Annotated in this window: 15 protein-coding genes and 1 tRNA gene; 8 read left to right on the top strand and 8 right to left on the bottom strand. The window is 61.8% G+C overall.

Features of this window, described 5'->3' with window-relative positions; translation table 11 throughout:
• Positions 1–89 precede the first annotated feature (89 nt).
• Positions 90–2,819, top strand: coding sequence for a bifunctional acetate--CoA ligase family protein/GNAT family N-acetyltransferase (locus tag CLV41_RS05365; protein WP_103221170.1), 2,730 nt, complete (start codon positions 90–92; stop codon positions 2,817–2,819).
• Positions 2,820–2,897: 78 nt separating this feature from the next.
• On the opposite strand, the gene CLV41_RS05360 is transcribed toward CLV41_RS05365, so the two are convergent.
• Together CLV41_RS05360 and CLV41_RS05355 are read right to left on the bottom strand one after the other, a co-directional pair.
• Positions 2,898–4,565: a thiamine pyrophosphate-binding protein gene (locus CLV41_RS05360; protein WP_103221169.1), complete on the bottom strand. Its 1,668-nt coding sequence runs from the start codon at positions 4,563–4,565 to the stop codon at positions 2,898–2,900.
• A gap of 224 nt (positions 4,566–4,789) precedes the next feature.
• Positions 4,790–5,170, bottom strand: coding sequence for a hypothetical protein (locus CLV41_RS05355; protein ID WP_103221168.1), 381 nt, complete (start codon positions 5,168–5,170; stop codon positions 4,790–4,792).
• 126 nt (positions 5,171–5,296) lie between these two features.
• Between CLV41_RS05355 and CLV41_RS05350 the strand changes: the two genes are divergently transcribed.
• Positions 5,297–6,859, top strand: a complete 1,563-nt coding sequence (locus CLV41_RS05350; RefSeq protein ID WP_103221167.1) for a bifunctional aminoglycoside phosphotransferase/ATP-binding protein — start codon at positions 5,297–5,299, stop codon at positions 6,857–6,859.
• Here the strand turns inward: CLV41_RS05350 and CLV41_RS05345 are convergent.
• The 3 genes from CLV41_RS05345 to CLV41_RS05335 form a co-directional block, all read right to left on the bottom strand.
• Entirely contained in the window at positions 6,856–7,176 is a 321-nt protein-coding gene (locus CLV41_RS05345; protein WP_103221166.1) for an AzlD family protein, read from the bottom strand. The genes CLV41_RS05350 and CLV41_RS05345 overlap by 4 nt on opposite strands.
• Entirely contained in the window at positions 7,169–7,870 is a 702-nt protein-coding gene (locus CLV41_RS05340; protein WP_103221165.1) for an AzlC family ABC transporter permease, read from the bottom strand. Before CLV41_RS05340 ends, CLV41_RS05345 begins: the two co-directional genes overlap by 8 nt.
• Before the next feature lie 157 nt (positions 7,871–8,027).
• Positions 8,028–8,855, bottom strand: coding sequence for a sulfite exporter TauE/SafE family protein (locus CLV41_RS05335; protein ID WP_103221164.1), 828 nt, complete (start codon positions 8,853–8,855; stop codon positions 8,028–8,030).
• Positions 8,856–9,358: 503 nt separating this feature from the next.
• Here CLV41_RS05335 and CLV41_RS05330 point away from each other — a divergent pair.
• From CLV41_RS05330 to CLV41_RS05310, 5 genes are all read left to right on the top strand, one after another.
• Complete coding sequence (locus CLV41_RS05330) at positions 9,359–10,153, top strand: GntR family transcriptional regulator (protein WP_103221163.1); 795 nt, start codon at positions 9,359–9,361, stop codon at positions 10,151–10,153.
• A gap of 95 nt (positions 10,154–10,248) precedes the next feature.
• Entirely contained in the window at positions 10,249–11,289 is a 1,041-nt protein-coding gene (locus tag CLV41_RS05325) for a TRAP transporter substrate-binding protein (protein ID WP_103221162.1), read from the top strand.
• 32 nt (positions 11,290–11,321) lie between these two features.
• Positions 11,322–11,822, top strand: coding sequence for a TRAP transporter small permease (locus tag CLV41_RS05320; protein WP_103221161.1), 501 nt, complete (start codon positions 11,322–11,324; stop codon positions 11,820–11,822).
• A 51-nt stretch (positions 11,823–11,873) separates the two neighbouring features.
• Positions 11,874–13,145, top strand: a complete 1,272-nt coding sequence (locus CLV41_RS05315; protein WP_103221160.1) for a TRAP transporter large permease — start codon at positions 11,874–11,876, stop codon at positions 13,143–13,145.
• 51 nt (positions 13,146–13,196) lie between these two features.
• Positions 13,197–15,527 carry a PHP domain-containing protein gene (locus tag CLV41_RS05310; RefSeq protein ID WP_103221159.1) on the top strand — a complete coding sequence of 777 codons (2,331 nt, stop codon included), beginning with the start codon at positions 13,197–13,199 and terminating at the stop codon, positions 15,525–15,527.
• A gap of 99 nt (positions 15,528–15,626) precedes the next feature.
• Here CLV41_RS05310 and CLV41_RS05305 read toward each other — a convergent pair.
• The 3 genes from CLV41_RS05305 to CLV41_RS05295 all read right to left on the bottom strand — a co-directional run bounded on the left by CLV41_RS05305 (position 15,627) and on the right by CLV41_RS05295 (position 17,227).
• A tRNA-His gene (locus tag CLV41_RS05305) sits at positions 15,627–15,703 on the bottom strand.
• A 190-nt stretch (positions 15,704–15,893) separates the two neighbouring features.
• On the bottom strand, positions 15,894–16,406 hold the full coding sequence (locus CLV41_RS05300) for a phasin (RefSeq protein WP_103221158.1): 513 nt from the start codon (positions 16,404–16,406) through the stop codon (positions 15,894–15,896).
• A gap of 434 nt (positions 16,407–16,840) precedes the next feature.
• Entirely contained in the window at positions 16,841–17,227 is a 387-nt protein-coding gene (locus tag CLV41_RS05295) for a phasin (protein ID WP_103221157.1), read from the bottom strand.
• 582 nt (positions 17,228–17,809) lie between these two features.
• On the opposite strand from CLV41_RS05295, the gene CLV41_RS05290 reads away from it, so the two are divergent.
• A complete protein-coding gene (locus CLV41_RS05290) occupies positions 17,810–22,345 on the top strand; it encodes an ATP-binding protein (protein ID WP_103221156.1) in 4,536 nt (1,511 codons plus the stop codon).
• Positions 22,346–22,387 lie beyond the last annotated feature (42 nt).

Raw genomic sequence — 22,387 nt, 5'->3', positions numbered from 1 at the left:
CCGGACCCGCGGGTATTTTTGTCTCCAAGTTGTCCTGAAATTTCATTACGTTTGGCGTCGTCTCCGGCTTTTTCGAAAGGACCGCCGTCGTGACCATTCGCAATATCGAAGGATTTTTCGCACCGCGTTCCATCGCCGTCCTTGGACCGTGCCGGCACCCGGGCGTCCTGACGGACAAGTTGGTCGATTGCCTCAAGGACATTGAATCCGGGCATGGTGTGACGCTGGTGGGTATCGACCAGGACGTCCCCTTCAAGGGCACGAAGGCCGAAAGGCTGGACGACCTGGAGGCGATGCCGGACCTGGCCATCTATCTCGCCGCGGCCGAGGCCTTGCCGGACACGATCGCAAAGCTCGGCGCGGGTGGCACCCGTGCGGTCCTCATTCCCTCACCCGGCTTTGAAATCTGGCCCGACGAACTGATGCAGGCCTGCCGGGACGCGGCCAGAAAATTCAATCTTCGCATGATCGGACCCGGCAGTCTCGGACTGGCGGTCCCCGCAAGCGGGCTGAATGCGCTGTTAAGCGCCGAACGGCCGGACAAGGGGGATATCGCGTTCTTTTCCCGGTCCGGAGCCGTGCTCAATGCAACGCTCTCCTGGGCGAAAACCCACAACGCCGGTTTCTCCGCCGTCGTTTCCCTCGGTGCCCGCATGGACGTTGATGTCGGCGACCTGATCGACTATTTCGCCCAGGACTACCGGACCCGGTCGATCATGCTGCATGTGGAAGGCATCGCCTTTCCAAGGAAATTCATTTCGGCGGCGCGGGCGGCGGCGCGCAGCAAGCCCGTGATCGTCATCCGCTCCGGCAAAAGCCGCGACACCGGCGGAACCGGACGGACCCATGCCGGCCGTCTCGCCGGGACCGACATGGTCTATGAAGCGGTCTTCCGCAGAACCGGCCTGCTTCGGGTGAACGATCTCGACGAAATGTTCGAAGCGCTGCAGACTCTCTCCAATGTGCGCATTCCGCGCTGCGAGACGCTTGCGGTGATCGCAAGCGGCCGAAGCCTCGCCAGCCTCGCCATCGACCGGCTCATGGACCTTGGCGGTCAATTCGCGGACCTCGGCCCCGAAACACGCGAAGCGCTTGCCGGTCTGAGCCGCAGCTATGCCGACCTCGACGTGACCCCGGCGGCGGGCGGCACCGTCGTCCTGCGAGAGAATGTTTCCCCGCAAGACATCACCACCGCGGTCACGACAGTCCTGAGGGATCCGGCCGTCGACGGGGCGCTCGTGCTGCAGGCCGCCAGCGCCTTCCAGTCCCTGTCCGCCATTGCCGGAGCGATCACCGAGGCAGCCGGGCTTGAGCGTAAACGAACCGGCCGGCGCAAAGCGCTGGTTGCGGGCCTCATAGGTGCGAACGAAAGCGTCAGGTCGCAACTGTCCGATGCCAGGATCCCCAATTGCGGCAGTCCCGCCGAAGCGGCCCGCAGCCTCATGTATCTGGCCCATGATGCCAGGGCCCGCAAGTTCCTGATGGCTGCGCCACCGAGCCTGCCGGCCAGTTTTACCCCGGACGTCGCCCGAGCAAGAAACATCGTTGACAAGGCTCTTGCCGAAGGCCGGAGCTGGCTCAGCCCGCCGGAAGTCTGCGCCGTCCTTGAAGCCTATGAGCTGCCGATCATGGAAACGGCCCTGGCATCCACCGCGGAAGACGCCGCAAGCCTCTCGAAGCCGTTTTTCAGCACCGCGAGACATTGCGTCGCCAAGCTGATCTCGCCGGACCTGCCGTTCAAGTCCCGCATCGACGGCGTCCGGCTCGGACTGGAGAGCCCCGACGCCGTCAAGGACGCCGCGGCCGAACTGATCGCCAAGACCCGCAGGGACTACCCGCAGGCCCGCATCGAAGGCATTTCCGTCCATCCTATGCTGGAAGACCGGCACGGGCTGGAGCTTTATATGGGTCTCGCCGAAACGCCGGAATTCGGACCGGTGCTCGTTTTCGGCCATGGTGGAACGTCCATCGAAGAGAGCCGGGATATCGCCCTGGAACTCCCACCGCTCGACCTCAACCTGGCTGAAGCGCAGATCGACCGGACGCAGATCGCGCGGCTGCTGGACGGCGGGCCCTCCCGTCCGGTGCTGGACAAGGCGGCACTCGCCCAGGCATTGGTCAAGCTCTCGCAGATCACCATCGACATTCCGGAAATACTGGAGCTGGACATCAACCCGATGGTCTCTCTTCCAAGCGGACTGATCGCGCTCGACGCCCGCATGACGCTTTGCCATCCGGAAAAGCGCCCCGGGCGTACCGGCAGTTCCCGCCTGGCCATCACACCCTATCCGCAGGAATGGGAGCAGAAACAGTCCCTCAAGGACGGCCGCGAGATTTTCATACGGCCGGTGCGGCCGGAAGACGAGGACATGTTCAAGACCTTCTTCGAGGCCGTCACGCCGGAGGATCTGCGTCTGCGCTTCTTCGCCCCGGTGCGCGACTTCAGCCACCGTTTTCTCGCCCGGCTCACCCAGCTCGATTATGCAAGGTCCATCGCCTTCGCAGCGATCAATCCGGATGACGGAACGCTGCTCGGTGTGGTTCGCCTTCACGCCGACCCCGATCATCAGACCGGCGAATATGCGATCATGGTCCGTTCCGACCTCAAGGGCATGGGGCTTGGATGGATGCTGATGAAACTCATCATCCGCTACGCAAAGGCCGACGGCATCGCAACGATCAAGGGGGAAGTCCTGAAGGACAACACCCAGATGATCTCCATGTGCCGGGATCTCGGCTTCACCGTCGGCACCTCGCCGGACGATCCCGGCATCGCCCTGGTCACCCTGCCGGTCGCGGACCTGCCGGAAGACGTCTGATCCTAACGCTTTCAAGGACATGCGACGGGCTTGCGGATCAGCTTCGAACCGGAAGCCCGAGACGTTGGGCGACGTGCCTCAGCTCCGTTTCACCGCCGCCGCGCGGATTTCGGACAAAGATGCCGACGGAGTGAGCGCTTCGGGATCGAGCTTCAGGTGAAGGATTGCCGGAAGCCCCGATGCGCGGGCGCGCTCGTAAGCCGGGCCGAACGCGTCTGTCGCCTCCACCGTTTCGCCGAAAGCGCCATAGCTGCGGGCGAGCGCGGCGAAGTCCGGGTTCACCAGCCGTGTCGCGGAAGGGCGTCCCGGATAATTGCGTTCCTGGTGCATGCGGATGGTGCCGTACATGCCGTTGTCGATCGCCAGCACGATGATGTTCGCGCCTTCCTGGCAAGCGGTGCCGAATTCCTGCAGGGTCATCTGCAGGCAGCCGTCGCCGGCGAAACAGACCACTTCCCGATCGGGGAACGCCAGTTTGGCCGCAACGGCGGCAGGCAGTCCGTAACCCATCGATCCGGAGGTCGGCGCGGCCTGCGTGCCGAAGCGGCGGAAGCGGTGGAACCGGTGCAGCCAGGTGGCGTAATTGCCGGCGCCGTTGGTGCAGACGGCATCCTCGCCAAGATTGTTCTCAAGCCAGTCCATGACGCCGGCCATCTGCAGGGCGCCGGGAGTGACGGGACGGGCGCCGGACCAGTCCAGATAGTCCCGATGGGCCTTGGCGGCCTCGCCAGCCCCCTTGATCTCGTTCGGCGGCTGCAATCCTTCCGCCGCCTTGCAGAACGCGGTCGGACTGGCATGGATCGCCAGCGCGGGGCGGTAGACGCGGCCCAGTTCTTCGGCGTCGGCGTGAACATGCACGAGCTGCTGCGCCGGAGCCGGGATGTCAAAAAGCGAATAGGACTGGCTCGGCATTTCGGACAGCCGTCCGCCGACCAACAGAACCAGGTCGGACGCCTTTATCCGCGCCAGCAGTTTCGGATTGATGCCGATGCCGACATCGCCGGCATAGTTTCCATGCAGGTTGTCGAACAGCATCTGGCGGCGGAAGGAACAGGCGACGGGCAGATCGAAGCGCTCGGCAAAGCGGGTGAAGGCGGCAACGGCGTCTTGCGACCAGCGGCTGCCTCCCAGGATCGCGACGGGACGCTCGGCCGCCCAGAGCCGCTTCTGCAAATCGACCATCTGCGTCAGGCCGGGATGGGTCTCCACCTGTTGCCAGGCCGGCGGCTGGGCGGCTTCCGCCTTTTCCACCAGCATGTCTTCCGGCAATGCGAGGACGACCGGTCCCGGACGGCCGGAGGTCGCGACGTGATAGGCGCGGGAAATGAATTCGGGAACGCGGGCCGCATGGTCGATCTCGGCGACCCATTTGGCAATGCCGCCGAACATCTGGCGGTAGTCGATCTCCTGAAAGGCTTCCCGCTCGCGCATGCCGCGTTCGATCTGGCCGACAAAGAGAATCATCGGCGTGGAATCCTGCGCGGCGACATGAACGCCTGCGGAGGCATTGGTCGCGCCCGGGCCGCGCGTGACCATACAGATGCCCGGCTTGCCCGTCAGCTTGCCATGGGCATCGGCCATCATCGCCGCGCCGCCTTCCTGACGGCAAACGGTGATCGGGATGGACGCATCGTAAAGCGCGTCGAGGACCGCCAGATAGCTCTCGCCCGGCACGCAAAACACCCGTTCCGCCCCGTGAAGCTCGAGCGCCTCCACCAACAATTCACCACCGGTCTTCTGGTCCATGTCCCGCTTCCTGATCGCAAATTCCGCTGATCATTCTATAGCGTATGAAAGACAGACCTGTCAGAGGCCAGAACCAGATTAATTGGCAATGACTTCATTCCGGAAGGGAGGGAAGCTGAGGTGGCACGCGGCGCTTCTCCGCTGTATGCCGCGAGAAGTTCACAGCCGATCAACCTGTCCGCCGTCAGATGAGACCCTGTCAAACAGGTTGATCGAACACCAGGTCAGACAGGCTGGACTGTCACCACCTGGAACGTGTGCAAGTCACCGTCCTCGTCCTTGATGGAGACATATTCACCCGGATTGAAGGCATGCGCGCCGAAACGGTAGCCGGCTTCGTCGTCATCCTCGCCATCAATGTCGTAGTGAAAGGCCCAGGAGCCGCCCGGCCGATGAATCAGATGGCCGATTTCCTCTTCCTCGCCGCCCCAGAACCGGCGCACGCGGCAATGATCGCGTTCTTTTTTCCAGTGAGAGGCGTCAATGTGGCCGGTTTCGTCCAGCGGAGCGGTAAACTCGTAGCCATGGCGTGCCGAGCCTTGCGGGAATTCTTTCGTTCTGGCCAGGTTGAGCCTGATCTTTTTCAAAGCCGGATGGTCGCCCATGGTTTCTTCCTTTGCTGACATTTCAGATTATATGTGCCACATCGCTGTCATGCCACATTGAGCAGGATCAAACCAGTACGGCCGCCCGCAAGGCACAATCTTCCAGGCGCAGCAGAAGGAAAAATCATGGATCCGGCCCGTTCCCAGGACGAAGTTCTGAAATTCCTGGAAGACCTGCCTTCAGACGATCCTGGCGATCCCGGACGTGGCGGCACCAAGCGGATCGACACCCATGCCAACATTGTGTTCCTGACCGGCAGCAAGGCCTACAAGGTCAAGCGGGAAGTCAGGTTCCCCTTTCTGGATTACTCGACGCTGGCGCTGCGCGAGGAAGCCTGCCGGGCGGAAATCACCTGCAACAAGGACAATGCCCCGCAGATCTACCTGCGAGCATTGCCGATAACGCTCGAAGCCGACGGCCGGCTGGCGCTTGACGGCGCGGGAGAACCGGTGGAATGGGCCGTTGAAATGAACCGTTTCGACCGGCGCAACGAACTGGACGTCATGGCGGAAAAGGCGCCATTTACCGACGATCTGTCCGACAGTCTCGCACAGATGATGGTGGACGCCCATGAAACGGCGCCTGTGCGCGGCGGCGGCGGTTTCCATGATGAGCTCGCGTCCTATGTCGAGCAGAACGAGGTGGCCTTCCACGAATTTCCGGAGCTGTTTGCGACCGAGGACGTGCGCCATTTGAGCGAAACGTCGCGATCGGTCCTCTCCTCGCTCCGTGAGCTGATCGTGAAACGGGGCGAACAGGGTCTGGTGCGGCGCTGTCACGGCGATGCGCATCTGCGCAATATCGTCCTGATCGATGCCAGGCCGGTGCTGTTCGACGCGGTCGAGTTTTCCGATGCCATCGCCACCGGCGACGTGCTTTACGATCTTGCCTTCCTGCTGATGGATCTCTGGGAGCGCGGCCAGCACCGCTCCGCCAACCGGATTTTCAACCGCTATCTGGACAAGAGCCGGCTGGACGATCATCCGGAAGGACTGGCGGCCCTGCCCTTCTATCTGATGATGCGCGCGGCCATCCGCTCCAAAATCGCGGCCAGCTCGGCTCTCAGCCAGCAGGACCCCAAACAGAGAGAGACCCAGCAGGAGCAGGCTCGAACCTATTTCAAATACGCCCTTTCGTTTCTGGAACCGTCCGTGCCGCATCTGGTTGCCATCGGCGGGCTGTCCGGTACCGGCAAAACCACTTTGGCCTACAGCCTTGCACCCGGGATCGGCCACGCCCCCGGCGCAAGGGTTCTGCGCACGGACGTGATGCGCAAACGTCTACTGAATATCCCCGAAACGGAGAAGGCACCGGAGGAAGCCTACACACAGGAGGCGAGCGACCGGGTCTATCAGGCGCTGGACGAGACGATCCGGGCGGTGCTGGCGGCCGGTCATTGCGCCATCTACGACGCGGTGTTCGCCGAGGAAGACGAGCGGACACGGATCGAGGCGATCGCGCGCCATGTGGAAGCCGGCTTCACGGGGCTGTGGCTGATCGCCCCGGCCGCGACGCTCAAGGAGCGGGTCGCAGCACGCGCGGGCGATGCCTCGGACGCCACCACGGATGTCATCGACAAACAGCTTGGCTACGACCTGGGCCAGTTGACGTGGACTGGAATCGACGCGGACGGCGGCATGGACGACACCACACAGTTTGCGCGCGCCTCACTCGGTTTGAAAGACTAAAGCCCGGCGGCTCGCAGGCCGGCTGCGGCAGCGGCGGCAGCGAAGACCGCGACATATTCCTTGCGCAGCCGCACCTGGACCGCGGCAGCAACGACAAGGCAAAGGCCGACGGCAAGGCCGCCCTGCAGCACGATCGGCAATACCGTCGAAACGATGATCGCTCCGGGCAGGGATTCCAGGCCTCGACGCACCCTCGGCGTGATCGGCAGCCGGCCCATGATCCAGTAACCACCCGCCCTCAGTGCATAGGTGAACAAGGCCATGGAGAGCACCGCCAGAACAAACATCCTGTCGGCGGAGAATGCGGCGTCAGTCATCGAGATAGGCCCCCGCGAAGGCGCCGGCGAGCGCACCGGTGAAGATGCTCCAGTAGCCGCCGACAAGGTACCAGGTGAGAGCGGCGACGACGCCTGCCGCCAGCCAGCTCACCGTCTGGCGCCTGCCCTTCCAGAGCGGGACCAGAAGCGCGGCGAAAAAGGCCGGCAGGACCACATCCAGTCCGAAGGCTTTGGGATCGGAAATCAGGCTGCCGGCGAAATATCCCGGAATGACCGAGAGCGACCATACCGACCAGACGATCAATCCGCTGCCGAGATAGATGCCCCAGTCCCGCTCTCCCTTGCCGTATTCGGAGAGCGCCAGAAGCCAGTTGAGATCGGTGAGGAGATATAAAGCCGGGTAGGTCTTGTAGGCGGGAACCTTGCCGAGCCACGGCCGCAGGCTTGCGCCGATCAGCAGCATGCGCATATTGACGGCGCCCGTGACCCCGACCATCGCGACGAGCGTGCCCCAGGTGAGCGGATCGTCGTAGACTTCCATGGCGACGAATTGGCTGGCGCCGGCAAAGACCAGCGAATTGATCATCAGCGTTTCAAGGAAAGTCAGCCCCTTTTGCGCCGCTACCGTGCCGAACACAGCGCCGAGCGCGATGATGCCGGGGAAGACAGGGACACACATCATGGCGCCCCGCACGCAGCCTTTCAGGCTGAGAGTGACATTTTTCTCAGGCATTGCTGTCCATGATTTGAGGAGATCGCAGCCAAGCGGCGACAAGATGTTGCATTATCCCTCGAATCTCCGCTCGGAACCAATGAAACCTTTTGATCCACCCATCAGCGTTTCTTCGGTCAGATCCCGGTATGGGCTGCGATTTTTCCCAACGCACCTCTCAGAAGACGGCGCCGTAGATCATGCGCAGACCGGTGAAGCCAAGAAACAGCGCGAAGACCAGCTTGAGCCTGGACGGGTCGATCGCGTGGGCAATCTTGGCACCGAGCGGTGCCGCCAGGGTCGAAACGGGGATGATCAGCAACAGACCGATCAGATTGACATAGCCGAGCGACAGCGGCGGGCGGCCTTCGACACCCCAGCCGAAATAGATCGACAGCAAGGTTCCCGGCACGGCGATGATCAGGCCGATGGCGGCCGCCGTGCCGACCGCCTTATGGATCGGGTAGTTGAACAGGGTGAGTGTCGGCACGCCGAGCGTTCCGCCGCCGATGCCCATCATCACGGAGATGCCGCCGATGAGGAAGCCGAGCACTTCCTTCAAGGGGCTTCCCGGAAGGCTTTCAGCCAGAGCGGAGCCGTTTTTGCGGAACATCATGTTGGCGGAAACGGCCAGAGCGACGACACCGAAAACCAGCGTCAGCGCACCGCCGGAAATGTTGCCCGCCAGGGTTCCCCCGGCAATGACGCCCAGCGCGATCGCCCACCACCAGCGCTTCAACAGATCCATGTCCACGCTGCCGCGTTTGTAATGGGCGCGGGCGGAAGAGGCGCCGGTTCCCAGGATCGTCGCGAGCGATGTTCCGACCGCCACATGCATCAGCACCGACGAGTCGATCTTCAGCGCGGTGAACATGTAGAAGAGCACCGGAACGATGACGATCCCGCCACCAACGCCGAGCAGTCCCGCGATGATCCCCGCCACAAGGCCGGTTGCCAGAAGGGCGAGGGCCAGGAGGCCAAGTGAGAGTAGGCTGAGATCTTCCACGCTGAAATCCTTGTTCCCGGCGGTTCGTGCAAGCCCGGCCCGCCAAAATCGTTCCTCCAGCGCTTAGACCAGCGCGCGGGAATTTTCCAGCCTTGTTTGCGGGCAATCGGTTTCACGACAAGGCGAATTCCCGATGCGGAGCCGTCCTATTGGCCCGTCGACGGCGGCGAAGCACCCGCAGACTTGCCGTCCTGTTGCCCGTGTTCACGGTCGCGCCCGGCCTGCGGGACGATCCTGGTCCGGTAAACACAGATGCGTGGCGGCGGGCAGAAAAGACTTCGGCCACAGCACAAAGTCGCAAGATTTCTATCCCGCATCCTATAGAGGAGTGACGGTTTCGCCTTGTTCTGCATAGCGCCTGGACACTACTTCCGAGAATTTCGCACCTTATTTGGGCTTCATGATTATAAAATATTCAAGTTCTCTTTATTCCTATATAGGACTTGATATCAAAATATTCTGTTTTATGGTGCTTTAAGCAAAGTCCTAGAGAGGACCTATCCATGACGCAGAAACCGCTGCGGGTTGTCCCCGGCAGTAAATCAGGTGGAGCCAAGGCCAAACACCGCAGGATCTCCGAAGAGATCCTGAGCGCCATCGAAGACGGGCGCTGGGTGCCTGGCGACCGCCTGCCCGCCGAAGACCAGCTCGCCGTTGAAATGAAAGCCAGCCTGGGGACGGTACAGCGCGCCTTGCGTTCGCTGGTGCAGATGGGAGTGGTCGAGCGCCATCACGGCCGCGGCACTTTCGTGACCGGAGCCCGTGCCCAGGAAGGCCAGTTGCAGCACTTCCGCTTCATGGCCGAGGGCGGCACGCGGCTTCTGCCGGTCTATTTCAAGATTGTCGGCATCGAAACCATCCGCGAGAGCGGTCCCTGGAGCAGTTTCTTCGGTGAGCGTGAGGACAACTACATTCACATCCAACGTCTGGTGAATGTGAATGACGAATTCGATGTCTTCAGCGAGATCTATCTGCCCGCCAGCCGCTTTTCCGAAATCGCCGGCATGAGCGAAGCGACCCTGAACGGCGTTTCCTTCCGCGACTTTCTGGCCGAGCGTTTCAACGCGCCGACAATCAACACGCAACAGACCATGGCCTGCCAGCCCCTGCCGCCCCGGGTGACACGGACGCTGAATGTGCCGCACGGCCAATACGGCATCGTCTGGTCGATTGGCGGACTGAGCTACCGCAACGCGCCGATTACCTGGCAGCGGATATTCGTGCCGCCGAGCGACCGGGTGATCGAAATCGTTCCCACGAGCGCGGCCGAGCAGTCTCCGCTGCAGGAAGTTTTTTGAAATGACGGCGCCCGTCAGGGCGCCGGAGAGAAAAACGAGAATGGGCGGTGAAGCCCATCACGCGGATTTTTCAAACGCAGACAGGAGCACCTTCCATGAACCTGACCTTACCTTCTTCCCGCAGCTTGACCGGCAAGCTGTTTCGGGCTGCGCGAACCGCCGTTGCGGCTGGTTCCCTCGGCCTGATGACCCTGAGCGCTGCCGGCGCCGAAGACTATCCGGAATTGACCCTGAAATTCGGGCATCCCTATAACGAAAACCATCCGCTCGCCAAAGGCGCGCAGAAATTCGCCGACGAAATCGGCGAAAAGACCGGCGGAAAGATCACGATCCAGGTCTATCCGAACAGCACCATCGGCTCGTCCCGCGAACTCGTGGAAGCCGCGCAGATCGGCGTGGTCGACTTCGCGCTCGTGCCGACCACCAATGTGGCGAGCTTCTATTCGCCGCTGGACATCTTCTACCTGCCATTTCTCTTTCGCGACAGCGAGCACGCCTATGCGGTGTCCGACGGACCGGTCGGCCAGTCGCTTTATGAGGGCCTGCAGAAGGTGACCGGTATCCACACGCTCGCGATGTATGAGAGCGGGTTCCGCACGATCACGACCCGCGACAAGAAAATCGAGATGCCTGACGACATGAAAGGCGTCAAGTTCCGCGTCGTGAACAACCCGCTCAACGTGGCCACTTTCAAGGCCCTGGGCGCCAACCCGACGCCAATGGCGCTCTCGGAAGTCTTCACCGGCCTGCAACAGGGCACGGTCGACGGACAGGATAACCCGGTCGGCAACGTCAAGGCTTTCGGTTTCGACAAGGTCCAGGGCAACATCACGCTATCCCGCCATCAGTGGGCGGGCATCATGTTCCTGGCCAGCGACAAGCTGTGGCAGTCGGCCCCGGACGGTGTGAAAGAGCTGTTCACGGAAACCGCCCTTGAGACCCAGGACTGGGAGCGCGAAGCCCTGAATGCGGTGGAAGCGTCCTATCTGAAGGAAATGGAAAGCGACGGAATGACGGTCACCCGCCTGACCCCGGAGCAGGCCGCGGCCTTCCAGGCGGCCATGGAGCCGGTCTGGGATGAATACCGTGAGAAGATCGGCGCGGATCTTATCCAGTCCGCGGTCGACACGAAGTAAGCGGCGAAACCACCGGCAGGGAAACTCAAAACATGCAGGTCATCAAGAAATTCCTCGACCTCTCCGAGTCCGCCCTGTCGGTGGTGTGCGTCCTGAGCTTCGCCGCGATGTTCGTTCTCGGCATCGCGACGGTGGTCTTCCGCTTCATCATCGAGAGTTCGCTGGCCTTTCCCGACGAGCTCATCCGTTATCTCTTCATCTGGATGATCAGCCTCGGGTCGGCCGTTGCCCTGAGGCGAAACCTTCACGCGGCGATCGGGGTGGTCGTTTCCCATCTTCCCCTCGGGCTGCACCGCACCGCGGTTTTGAGCGCCACGCTGCTCGGCATCGTTTTCTTCGCGCTGATCCTGGTCAACGGCTTGCGGCTGACCCTGCGGGTTCAACCGCAGATCTCCCCCGCGCTGGAAATCTCCATGGCCTGGGTTTACGGCGCCATTCCCGTCGGAATGGCCTTTCTCATCCTCTATTCGCTGGAACTGACCGTGAAGCAGCTCAGGGCGCCCGCCGCCGAGCTTCTTTCCGAAGGCCAGTAATACCAAAGGGCGTTGATTATGCCCCATCACAGCCGGAACCGGTAGACAGCCATGGTAACAGCCGCGATTTTTGGATCTCTTATACTGCTCATGCTCATCCGCACGCCGATCGCGGTGGCGCTGGGCCTGTCGAGTGTCCTGGGGCTGATACTCAGCGGCATCGATCTGCAGATCGCCGCGCAGCGCATGCTGTCGACGAACAATTCCTTCCCGCTGCTGGCCATTCCGTTTTTCATCCTCGCCGGTGAAATCATGTCGACGGGCGGCATGTCCCGCCGGCTGGTCAATTTCGCGGGCTCCCTGGTCGGACACCTGACCGGCGGGCTCGGGGCGGTCGCCATTCTCGGCTCGAGTTTCTTCGCCGCGCTTTCCGGGTCGAACGCGGCCACGGTCGCAGCCATCGGCGGGGTGATGAACGGACCGATGGAGGAAAAGGGCTACCGCCCGCAATACACCGCCGCCACCATAGCCGCGGCCGGCGTGACGGGAATGATCATTCCACCGAGCATCCTGCTCATTCTATATGGCGTCGTCAGCGGGGTTTCCATCGCCGACCTCTTCCTCGCGGGCATGGCGCCGGGGATCGTGATCTGTATCAGCATGCTGGCACTGAACTGGTTCCTCACCCGGCGGGACGGCATCGAGAAGACCGAGTTCCAGGGCCTGCCGGGCATTTGGGACAGCTTCCGCGCCGCCTTCCTGCCGCTTCTCATGCCGGTCATCATCCTCTCCGGCATTTACGGCGGCGTTTTCACGCCGACCGAGGCAGCCATCGTCGCCGTGCTCTACGGCCTGATCGTCGGCTGCCTCTACAGGGAGCTGACGCTGGCGGATCTCTACAGAGCCTTCTACAAGGCGGTCCTGTCCTCCGCCGTCGTGATGTTCATCATGAACGCTGCCGGGGTCTTTGCCTGGCTGATCACGATCAACCAGATCCCGCAAAGCATTTCCGCCTATCTGGCCGAAGTCGCGGGCGGACCGATCGTCTACCTGCTTCTGGTGAATGTCTTCCTGCTGTTCGTCGGCTGCATCATGAACGCCGCCGCCGCCATCGTGATCTTCACCTCCATCCTTTATCCGGCCGCCATGAGCTTCGGTATCGACCCGGTGCTTTTCGGCATCATCGTCTCGGTGAACCTCAGCATCGGCACCGTCACGCCGCCGCTCGGCGTCGATCTGTTCATCGCCTCGGCGATCACCAAGGTTCCCATCGAGAAGATCGTGACCGCTATCTGGCCCTATATCGGCGTGCTGCTCCTCGATCTTGTGATCATTACCTACTACCCGCCCATTTCCCTGTTTCTTGTCTGGCTGTTCGGCTGAGCGTTCGCGAATGCAACCGCCCATTCAGCCGATTGAAAAAGAAGGTTTCAAATGTCCGTCAGCCCATCAGCGACCGATTGCCAGGACCGCCCCTGGGAGGCCATGAACAGCGGAGTGATCCGCGACCCGATCGCCCCTTCCCTTCTCGGACACGCGGCAATCACGCCGGCCGGCGAATTCGTCGCGGGATCTTATGCGTCTTTCACCCTTGTCTATACGGCGGGCACCTTCGGCATCGACGATTCCGGCAGCCTGAGGGTTTGCTTCCGCTTCGCATCCGATCAGGGCAACCCTCAGTTCGACGATCCGTCCGGCGCCAACTATTGCACCGTGGAAGCATCCAACGGGGCCGTCCTGCAGCTTCGCTGGGATCCGAAAGGCAATGTACGCCCCTGGGACCGTACGCTCTGGATCAAGGTGGTGAAGGGCTTCCTGCAGGAGGGCGACAGCATCACCATCCGCTTCGGCGTCACGGATCACGGCGGTCCGGGCATGCGGCTGCAGACCTTTTGCGAAGACACGTTTGAGTTCAGGGTGCTGGTCGACCCCATCGCCACCTTCAATTTCCAGACCCTGCCGGTGCAGCCGATGATCTCCATCGTTCCGGGACCGGCTGTGAAATTCGCCGCCGTCATGCCGACCCTGCGCCGGCCGGGCGAGACGTTTTCGCTGAAAATCAAGGGCGAGGACAAATGGGGCAACCCGACGGACCGCTGTTCCGGCAAACTGTATCTGGAAGCCGAGGGCGCGATTGCCGGACTGCCGGACTGCGTCGAGATGGCGGAAGGAACGTTCGGCGTCACGATCGACGGTCTTTCCCTGAAAGAGCCCGGCAAGGCCGCCGTGGTCATCAGAGATGAAAGCGGCCGCCTCGTCGCGCGGACCAACCCGGTGATCGCCGAAGACCGGGAACTGGTGCACTTCTGGGGCGACATGCACGGCCAGTCGGAAGAGACTATCGGCACCAACAGCGCGCGCGGCTATTTCGCCTTCGCCCGCGACAAGGCCTGGGTCGATGCCTGCGGCCACCAGGGCAATGATTTCCAGATCACCGACTTGTTCTGGGCCGAGCTGAACCGCATCACCGCCGAATTCGATGACCCGGGCACCTTCGTTGCTATGCCGGGCTACGAGTGGTCCGGGAACACCGCCCTGGGCGGTGACCGGAACGTCTTCTTTCCGACCGACGACCGCATTATCCGGCGCTCCTCCCACGCGCTTGTCGAAGACACGACAACAGCCGATACCGACTGTTTCACCGCCGGGGAACTGTTTCGGGCCTTTGCCGAGAACGGCGAGACCGACGTGGTCTGTTACGCCCATTGCGGCGGACGCTATGCCGATATCGGCCTTGCGCATGACGGGCGCTTCGAAAGATCGGTTGAGGTCCATTCCTCCTGGGGAACCTTCGAATGGTTGCTGCACGATGCGCTGAAGTTCGGTTACCGCGTCGGTGTGGTGTGTAATTCGGACGGGCACAAGGGCCGTCCCGGCGCCAGCTATCCCGGAGCCGGCAAGTTCGGCGCCATCGGCGGGCTCTCCTGTTTCCACACGGCGGAGCTGAGCCGCGAGGCGCTGCTCGACTGCATGCGCAAGCGGCGCCATTACGGCACCACCGGCGGCGATGGCGGACGCATGGCGATCAGCGTCGAGGCGCGTTTCAGCAAAGACGCCGCTCTCTATCACGATGACCCGAAGTTGTTCGACAGCACGCCGGTTTCCACGCGCACGGCGATGATGGGCGATATCGTTGAACTGCCCTCCGGCGAGATGGAACTGAATGTCGCCGTCGACAGCAATTCACCGATCCTGAAGGTCGATCTCTTCAACGGGCTCGAGCTGGTGGAGACCATTCGCCCCTATTCGGAAGAGGACCTGGGCGCGCGCCTGCGGCTTCATTGGGAAGGGGCGGAATACCGCGGCCGGTTCCGGGAAGTCATCTGGGACGGAACGGCGACGGTTTCCGGGAACAATATCACGGACATCACCCCGATCAATTTCTTCAACCCGGACAAGACGATCGACGTCGTCAAGGCGGCGGAGGTCACCTGGAAGGCTTTGACGACCGGAAATTTCGGCGGTGCCGACCTTTATCTGGAGGCCGCAGCGGAGGGAATGATTTCGGTAAAGACACCGCTGGTGTCCTTCGTTCTGCCGATAGCCGAAATCGGACAGGACGAGCTGGTCTTCGATGCGTCCGGAGAGTTGCCGCGTTTCCTGAAGATCAGCCGGCTGCCATCGGCCAATCCGCACCGCTCCCTCACCTTCTCCCGGCCCGTTGCGTTGAAGGCCAAAGGGGACAACCCGCTCTATATCCGCGTCGAGCTCGAGGACGGCACCCGCGCCTGGACAAGCCCGATGTATATCTATCGGTCGAATTGAGAGAATGAGTCCGGCGGGAGGAAGATCACCGGCTTGAAGAGAGACGTTCCGGACGCTCCGGAGCGTCGCCCTTATGTCCTGAACGGACCCACCTGGGAATGGTACAGACGAGTGGGTTCGAACCACCGACCTTCGGAGCCACAATCCGACGCTCTAACCAACTGAGCTACGTCTGCTTAAAGACATTCAAGGCGGCGCGGAACCTGCTGGCCCGGACCACCGTTTGCAAGGGCGTCTTCTAACCCCGTTTCCCCAAACCGGCAAGTCTGAATTTTCTGAAAAAAACGGTCTGTTGAAAAGCAAATGCCCGGGGAAAACCCCGGGCATGGTATCTGATTGCCGTCTTGAACGCGCGGTTCAAAAGGCTCAGTGAACCTTCATTTCCTTGAAGGACTTTTCGAAAGCTTCCTTGACCGGAGCGGAAACGTCGGTACCAAGCTTGGTTGCCAGTTCCTGCATCTCTTTGGTCTGGGTGCTCAGCGCGTCGAACTGCGAACGTGCGAACGTGGACTGCAGTTCGATGGCTTCCGCCACGGATTTCGCGGACATGATGTCCTTGAAAAAAGTGAATGCCGCGTCGGCATTGGCCTTGGCCGCATCGGCAGCCTTATGGTTGAATTCGACGACGCCCTGGCGGGACGTTTCGAACGTGTCTTCCATCAGGTCGGTTGCGTCTTCAGCAGCGGTTTTCACCTTTGCATATGTGTCACGCGCGCTCTCGATGCCTTTTTCGGTGGCTTCACGGAACGCGGCGGGGACTTCCATCTTCGGCATCGCGAAAGCTTCGAAGTCGGGGAATGCAACGCCGGCAGGGCCAGCTTTTGCTTTGGTGGCGCGTGCTTTCGGGGCCGGTTTGGCTGTCGTGGTGGTCTCAGTCATGATCTCATCTCCTTGAGTTCGGATGCGATCATTGGTGTGTTTTCTTTCCGCCGATACGTGTGTCGGCGGACCCTGTCGTCATCCGCAGCCTCTACATAATGGATCCTTTGCTGCATTGCAACATTTTTTTGCAGTGCACAATAAAATAAATTCAGGAAATGCGCGGAAAAATCGTGGTTCCATGCGCGGATGGCAGAGTTTCATTCTACCCTGGGGGAGGCCCCCGTCACGCGCGCCCCGTAGGGGAGCGTGTTTGAAAGTACTACAACTGGAACATGCAGTCTACAGGCTTGCGCCAGATAGTATCGCGCAGGGTGATCGCCCCCTGCCCGGGTTGACCGGTTCCGGGCGGGGTGACCGCACCCTGCCCGGGATGACCGGCTCCGGGCGGGGTGACAGCACCCTGCCCGGGATGACCGGCTCCGGGCCGCGGATTATTTTTTCTGAGATGCCTTGGCCGCGTCCTGGACGGCCTTGGTGGCCGAGTTCGAGAACTCGCGCGCCTGCTCGCCGAGGTTTTCCATCTGGCTGCGCAGATAATCCTGCTGAAGCTTCATCATGTCCTCGAGATTATTCGCCTTCACGAGTTGCTGTGCGAACTTGAACGCGGCGTCGACGTGCTCCTCGGCGTAGGTCAGAGCCTTCTTGTTGACATCGGTGGCTCCGGCCTGCACGACGCTGGCGCTGTCTTCCACATTGGAAACCGCTTTTTGGGTCGCTCCCATGAAATCGTCGAATGCCTTGCGTGCCTGGTCGACGCTCTTGTCGGCGAATTCACGCATCTGATCGGGAATGTCGAAACCGTTCTTGTCAGTGCTCATGTCGGCGCTCCTCGGGTCGCAGGATGATAGGTGTGTGGAAATCCTGAACTCGTTTCCTGCCAAAAATACGTAACATGGTGATGGCGATCCGGCAAACTTGTGTCTTTGGACAAGGCCCCGGCAAACAGTTTGAAACTGTATGGAGGAATTTATTCGCATACGAAGCGAAAAGTTGCCGGAAGCCGTCCGGTTTTCAACGCCCTGAACTCCTCTGTTGAAGGATAATTTCGCCCTGTCGCGACCAGGTGCGAAAACGGCTTTCACCCGCCACACCAGTTCAGTCTGCTTGCCAGGGCGTGACTACCAGGCGGTCCGGTGAAGCAAACTGTCCGCCCCTTGTGGTTCCGCTACGTCGTTTCGAAGCGCCTGGTGGGGCGCCTTCACAGAGGCAAAATCCGTCTTGTGTCCGTTACAGGTTCATCGTCCGGATTAACCACGCCTTCATGTAAGCCCTTTTACAACCGTGCTTTACGTGGACGACGCGTGAGTTTGCTTGTATTAACGGGTTGTTTACCACTGCAGGCAGATCCGGCAGCCGCGTGCACCGTAAACCGGTGTTGCAGACCAGTTTGGAGCAGAGCCATGGACAATCAGACCCAATCATTCCTGGAACTGAGTGCCATGGATGATCTGGTTCAGCTTGTTGCCGACAAAAGAGCAGCCTGGCTCTGGTCGGCAGACGGTGCTCGCATCCTTTGGGCAAATGCCGCCGGTGCGTCGTTCTTTTCCGCCTCCGCCGTTTCCGATCTTGCCGGACTAAGCTCCCTTGAGCGTTCTCCGGCGCGTCCGCATATTGCCCGCATCGCGCAATCCGGTCCCACAGACAAGTTCAGCATCGACCGGCTCCGGTTCTACCGGGGTCTGCGGGTCATGCTGCTGACCTGCCAGTGCAGGCGGGTCGAGCTGGAAAGCGGAGAAACCGCGGCCCTGATCGTCTGCGGTGACAAGGGACTTGTCTCGACACGCGAGCCGGTCCCGGCTTTCGCGCATCTGCTGACGGGTGCCGGGACGACGGTTTTCCTGACCTCCGGCGGTGCGGTCGAAGAGCGCCTTGGCGAGCTGCAAGGCGCACCCGAGGATCCCGATCTGCCACAGGATCAGAAGGCCCTGTTCGGCCCGCTGGAACTTGATGGCGGTTTCCATGAAGGTGTCGTGCTGGAGGTTTCGTCCGGCCGGAGACTGATCGTTCTGGACAATGCTCCCCTGGCGGACGAAATGCCCGAAGAGCCGGACGCGACCGACAGCGACGTTGCCCCGCATGCGCCGGACCCGGTGCTTTCGGCGACCGTTTCCGACGATATTGCCGATGAACCGGAGGAGACCGGCAGCGGTGCTTCCGAAGACGCCGGCGCGCGGGAAGCGTCAGAAGAAGACATCGCCGCCGACAATACGTCTTCCGGAACCTTCGCGGAGGAAGCCGGTCCGACGTCGGACGCCGTAGACGACCGGGAAAGAGAACACACCGGCGATGACGAGCAGGAAGGCGCGCCCGGGCCCGACAGCGCCGCCGGTATTGAAAACGAACCGCGCCTTCCATCCGCGGAAACCGCAGACGAAGACCAGCCCTTTGATCAGGGCACACGGGAAGAGATCCCGGCCATTGTCCCGAACACGGCCGACGAGAGCGAACATGTGGCCGGTTCGGACAACGCCGCACCTCATGGCGAGACCGAAGAAGACGCCGGGCTGGACGCAGGCTCGGAGGTCGCGGCGGAAGAGGACGGCCTGCGCGCGGCTGCCGATCTTTCAGAGCAACAGCCGGTCGCCGCAGAAGACGAGGTGTTTGTCTTCCGTCCGCGCCGGCGTCCGGTCCGCTTCGCGTGGAAGATGGACATCGACCAGCGCTTCACCTTTCTGTCGGACGAATTCGCCGAGGTGCTCGGCCCCGAGGCGACCGATATCGTCGGTCTGACCTGGGAAGAGGTCTCGGCAAAATTCGAGCTGGATCCACGCGGCAACATTGCTCGGGCGCTCGACCGCCGCGACACGTGGAGCGGCAAGACCGTCAGCTGGCCGGTGAGCGGCGCCCCCCTCCGGATTCCGGTGGACATGGCGGCCCTGCCCGCCTTTGACCGCAACCGGAAATTCGAGGGTTATCGAGGCTTCGGCGTCTGCCGGACCGCCGATGCGGTTGAAGTCAAGGACATCCTCCTGAGCCCGGCCCTGGCCGCCTTCGACGAGACATTTGCCGCGGAGCCCGAAGCCGAAGATCCGCTGTCCGACAACGGGGGCGACGAAACGGCGGAAGAAACCGGCATCGCGGAGCCGGACCTCGAAACCGGCACCGATGAGACGCCTGTTGACGAGGATGTGGCCGGCACCGCCGGATCAGAACCTCATACCGTGGGCCCGACAAACGAGAGCCCGGATACGGAAGCGCCGGACGAGACCCTGGACGAAGAGGAAGGCATCGAGGACGAGAGTGTCAGCGAAGTCCACACTCCCTCTGCCGAGACTTCTTCAGCGGAAGCCGCCGCGCAGGAAGCTGCCGACGCGCCGAAAGACAGCCTGGCCGATTTGAAACCTGCCCAGCCCGATAGCTTCGGCGGCAAGACGTTTCTCGGCGCCAGCGCTGCCGCCCTTGTAGGGTCCCTTGCCAGATTCACCGGGACGCCCGCATCGAAGCAAACCGGCAGGCAGGTGGAAGAGGCGTCAAAGCCGCGGCAGCCTGAGGAGAACGCCGAGGATAACGAGGACACGCGGCGTGTCGCGGCCTCCCTGGACGACAAGCTGAAAGCGCTTGAGACCGGCACCACCCATTCGGACACGGCGGCTTCTGCCGGAACCGAAGCGGCTGCCGTGGATGCTGCAGGAAACGAAGATCCGGACGGTGACGCCGAAGAAAATGATGCAGCGGCGGACACAAGTGTCCCGGATCTTTCGGAATCGGAAGTTTCGACGAAGGAAGCCGCGCCTTCCGCCGAAGAGGGCCCTGAAGAAGCCCCTGACGGCGAGGAGCGGCGGCCGGCCGGCGACGAACCAACCGGAATTGCCGGTCCCGCGGCGCTGGAACCTGCGGAAATAGAAAGCGCGGTCAGGTCACTGGCAAAAAACTACGACTTGGCGAAAAAGAAGTCGCGCGATCTGTTTGACGAAGAGTACGCGATCTCAAGCGGTACATCCACGTCCGCACAAGAACAGGACAATGGCTCCGCAGGGACGGAGGTCGCCGCCGGAACCCCTGTTGAAGACGCTGTGGAGGACGAACCGTTCGAACCGGTTCCCCCCCTGGAAGATGCCCATTTTGACATCATCGAAGAGGATGGCCGCAGAATTGAAGAAGTGGCCGCTGAGCTGGATACGGATGGCGGCAGCACCGACGAACGTGAATTTTATGAAGAAACCGCTGCGTTTGTAGAAGAAGAGACAGAGGACGCGCCGGAACCCGAAAAGCCGACCGGGCAGGTCATACCACTCGCGACCGCGAGACCCCGTGTCGTCCCGGTCGATACGTCCGGCCTTTCGCGCCCGGAACGCCAGGCGTTCCGCAAGATCGCGGAGGCCCTCGGCGCCCGGCTGGAAGGTGACCTTGTCGATTTTGAAGGTTCCGATGGTGCGGAGATCGATGACCTGCCGCCCGAAGAGCCGGAAGCCGGCCCGATCGATCCGAGCCTGCTCGACCGGCTGCCGATCGGCATCGCGGTCGTCCATGGCCGCGAAGTGCTCTATGCCAACAAGGTCCTTCTCGGCATGCTCGGCTACAGGTCGGTTGCGACGCTTTGCGAGGCCGGCGGCCTGGAGGCGCTGTTCATCGACGACACCGAAGATCTGCCCGACGCAGTCGGTATGGACGGTGAAGTCGATGAATCGATGAAGCTGCGTCTGGCCGGCGGCGGTGTGCTGACCGTCGATGCCCACATGCATTCCGTCCCGTGGAACGGCAGCCACGGTCTGATGATCTCCATAACGGAGCGCCAGGTCAAACAGGCGCCCGTGGCCGCCGCCCCGCAGGCCGCACCGAATTTCTTCGCCGAGGTGCGCTCCGAACTGGAAAGTGCCCGCGGCCAGATCGCCGAGATGGACACGATCCTGGAAACGGCGACGGACGGCGTCCTGGTTCTCGACCAGATAGGCAACATCCTGAAGGTCAACGGCTCCGCCGAAGCGTTGTTCAGCGCGAACCGCTCCGACATGATCGGTGCGCCGTTCACCGAATTTCTGGCGCCCGAGAGCCACCGGGCCGCGGCCGACTATCTGGACGGTCTCACGCGCAACGGCGTCGCCAGCATCCTGAACGACGGGCGGGAAGTGCTCGGCAAGGTTCCCTCAGGCGGCCTCATTCCGCTCTTCATGACCATAGGCCGGATTACCAACAACAAGGACGACGCGAAATACTGCGCGGTCCTGCGGGACATCACACAGTGGAAGACCGCGGAAGAGGAACTGACCCAGGCCAAGCGTCAGGCGGAGAATGCCAGTTCGCAGAAATCCGATTTCCTGGCCAAGATCAGCCACGAAATCCGCACGCCTTTGAACGCGATCATCGGATTTTCCGAAGTCATGATGGAAGAGCGGTTCGGCCCGATCGGCAACGACCGCTACAAGGACTACCTGAAGGATATCCGCACGTCGGGCTCGCATATCATGAGCCTGATCAACGATCTTCTGGATCTCTCCAAGATCGAGGCCGGCAAGCTGGACCTGAAGTTCTCGGCGGTCTCGACCAATGACGTGATCAACGAATGCGTGGCGCTGATGCAGCCCCAGGCAAACCGGGAACGGGTCATCATTCGCGCCAGCCTGCCCGATTCCGTGCCGGACGTGGTGGCCGATCCGCGCTCCCTGCGCCAGATCGTGCTCAATCTTCTGTCCAACGCGATCAAATACAACAAGTCCGGCGGCCAGGTGATCCTGTCCACGGCGCTGGAAAGCAACGGTGAAGTGGCGCTCAGGGTCCGCGACACCGGAACCGGCATGACCGCGAAACAGCTGGCGGCTGCCCTTGAACCGTTCCGCCAGCTTCATACCGCGAGCCGCGGCGGCGGCACGGGCCTGGGACTGCCGCTGACCAAGGCGCTGGTCGAAGCCAACCGGGCGAGCTTTCATATCGACTCCACACCGGATCAAGGCACGCTCGTGGAGATCGTCTTTCCAACGCAGCGGGTCCTGTCGGAATAAAAGCCAACACTGCTCTTCAGTCTGCTGCGGCCGATCTCCGGA

The sequence above is a fragment of the Roseibium marinum genome, from assembly GCF_002906165.1.
Lineage (GTDB): Bacteria > Pseudomonadota > Alphaproteobacteria > Rhizobiales > Stappiaceae > Roseibium > Roseibium marinum.
The sequence above is the reverse complement of the archived record's forward strand: the minus strand, read 5'-3'. Positions and strand labels throughout refer to the sequence as shown.

What these genes read in the sequence shown, in the direction of transcription:
- CLV41_RS05330 (WP_103221163.1), top strand. Translation starts at nt 9,359, where the DNA reads ATGACGCAGAAACCGCTGCGGGTTGTCCCCGGCAGTAAATCAGGTGGA.
- CLV41_RS05355 (WP_103221168.1), bottom strand. Translation starts at nt 5,170, where the DNA reads ATGGGCGACCATCCGGCTTTGAAAAAGATCAGGCTCAACCTGGCCAGA.
- CLV41_RS05340 (WP_103221165.1), bottom strand. Translation starts at nt 7,870, where the DNA reads ATGCCTGAGAAAAATGTCACTCTCAGCCTGAAAGGCTGCGTGCGGGGC.
- CLV41_RS05345 (WP_103221166.1), bottom strand. Translation starts at nt 7,176, where the DNA reads ATGACTGACGCCGCATTCTCCGCCGACAGGATGTTTGTTCTGGCGGTG.
- CLV41_RS05325 (WP_103221162.1), top strand. Translation starts at nt 10,249, where the DNA reads ATGAACCTGACCTTACCTTCTTCCCGCAGCTTGACCGGCAAGCTGTTT.
- CLV41_RS05300 (WP_103221158.1), bottom strand. Translation starts at nt 16,406, where the DNA reads ATGACTGAGACCACCACGACAGCCAAACCGGCCCCGAAAGCACGCGCC.
- CLV41_RS05290 (WP_103221156.1), top strand. Translation starts at nt 17,810, where the DNA reads ATGGACAATCAGACCCAATCATTCCTGGAACTGAGTGCCATGGATGAT.
- CLV41_RS05315 (WP_103221160.1), top strand. Translation starts at nt 11,874, where the DNA reads ATGGTAACAGCCGCGATTTTTGGATCTCTTATACTGCTCATGCTCATC.
- CLV41_RS05310 (WP_103221159.1), top strand. Translation starts at nt 13,197, where the DNA reads ATGTCCGTCAGCCCATCAGCGACCGATTGCCAGGACCGCCCCTGGGAG.
- CLV41_RS05320 (WP_103221161.1), top strand. Translation starts at nt 11,322, where the DNA reads ATGCAGGTCATCAAGAAATTCCTCGACCTCTCCGAGTCCGCCCTGTCG.
- CLV41_RS05295 (WP_103221157.1), bottom strand. Translation starts at nt 17,227, where the DNA reads ATGAGCACTGACAAGAACGGTTTCGACATTCCCGATCAGATGCGTGAA.
- CLV41_RS05350 (WP_103221167.1), top strand. Translation starts at nt 5,297, where the DNA reads ATGGATCCGGCCCGTTCCCAGGACGAAGTTCTGAAATTCCTGGAAGAC.
- CLV41_RS05360 (WP_103221169.1), bottom strand. Translation starts at nt 4,565, where the DNA reads ATGGACCAGAAGACCGGTGGTGAATTGTTGGTGGAGGCGCTCGAGCTT.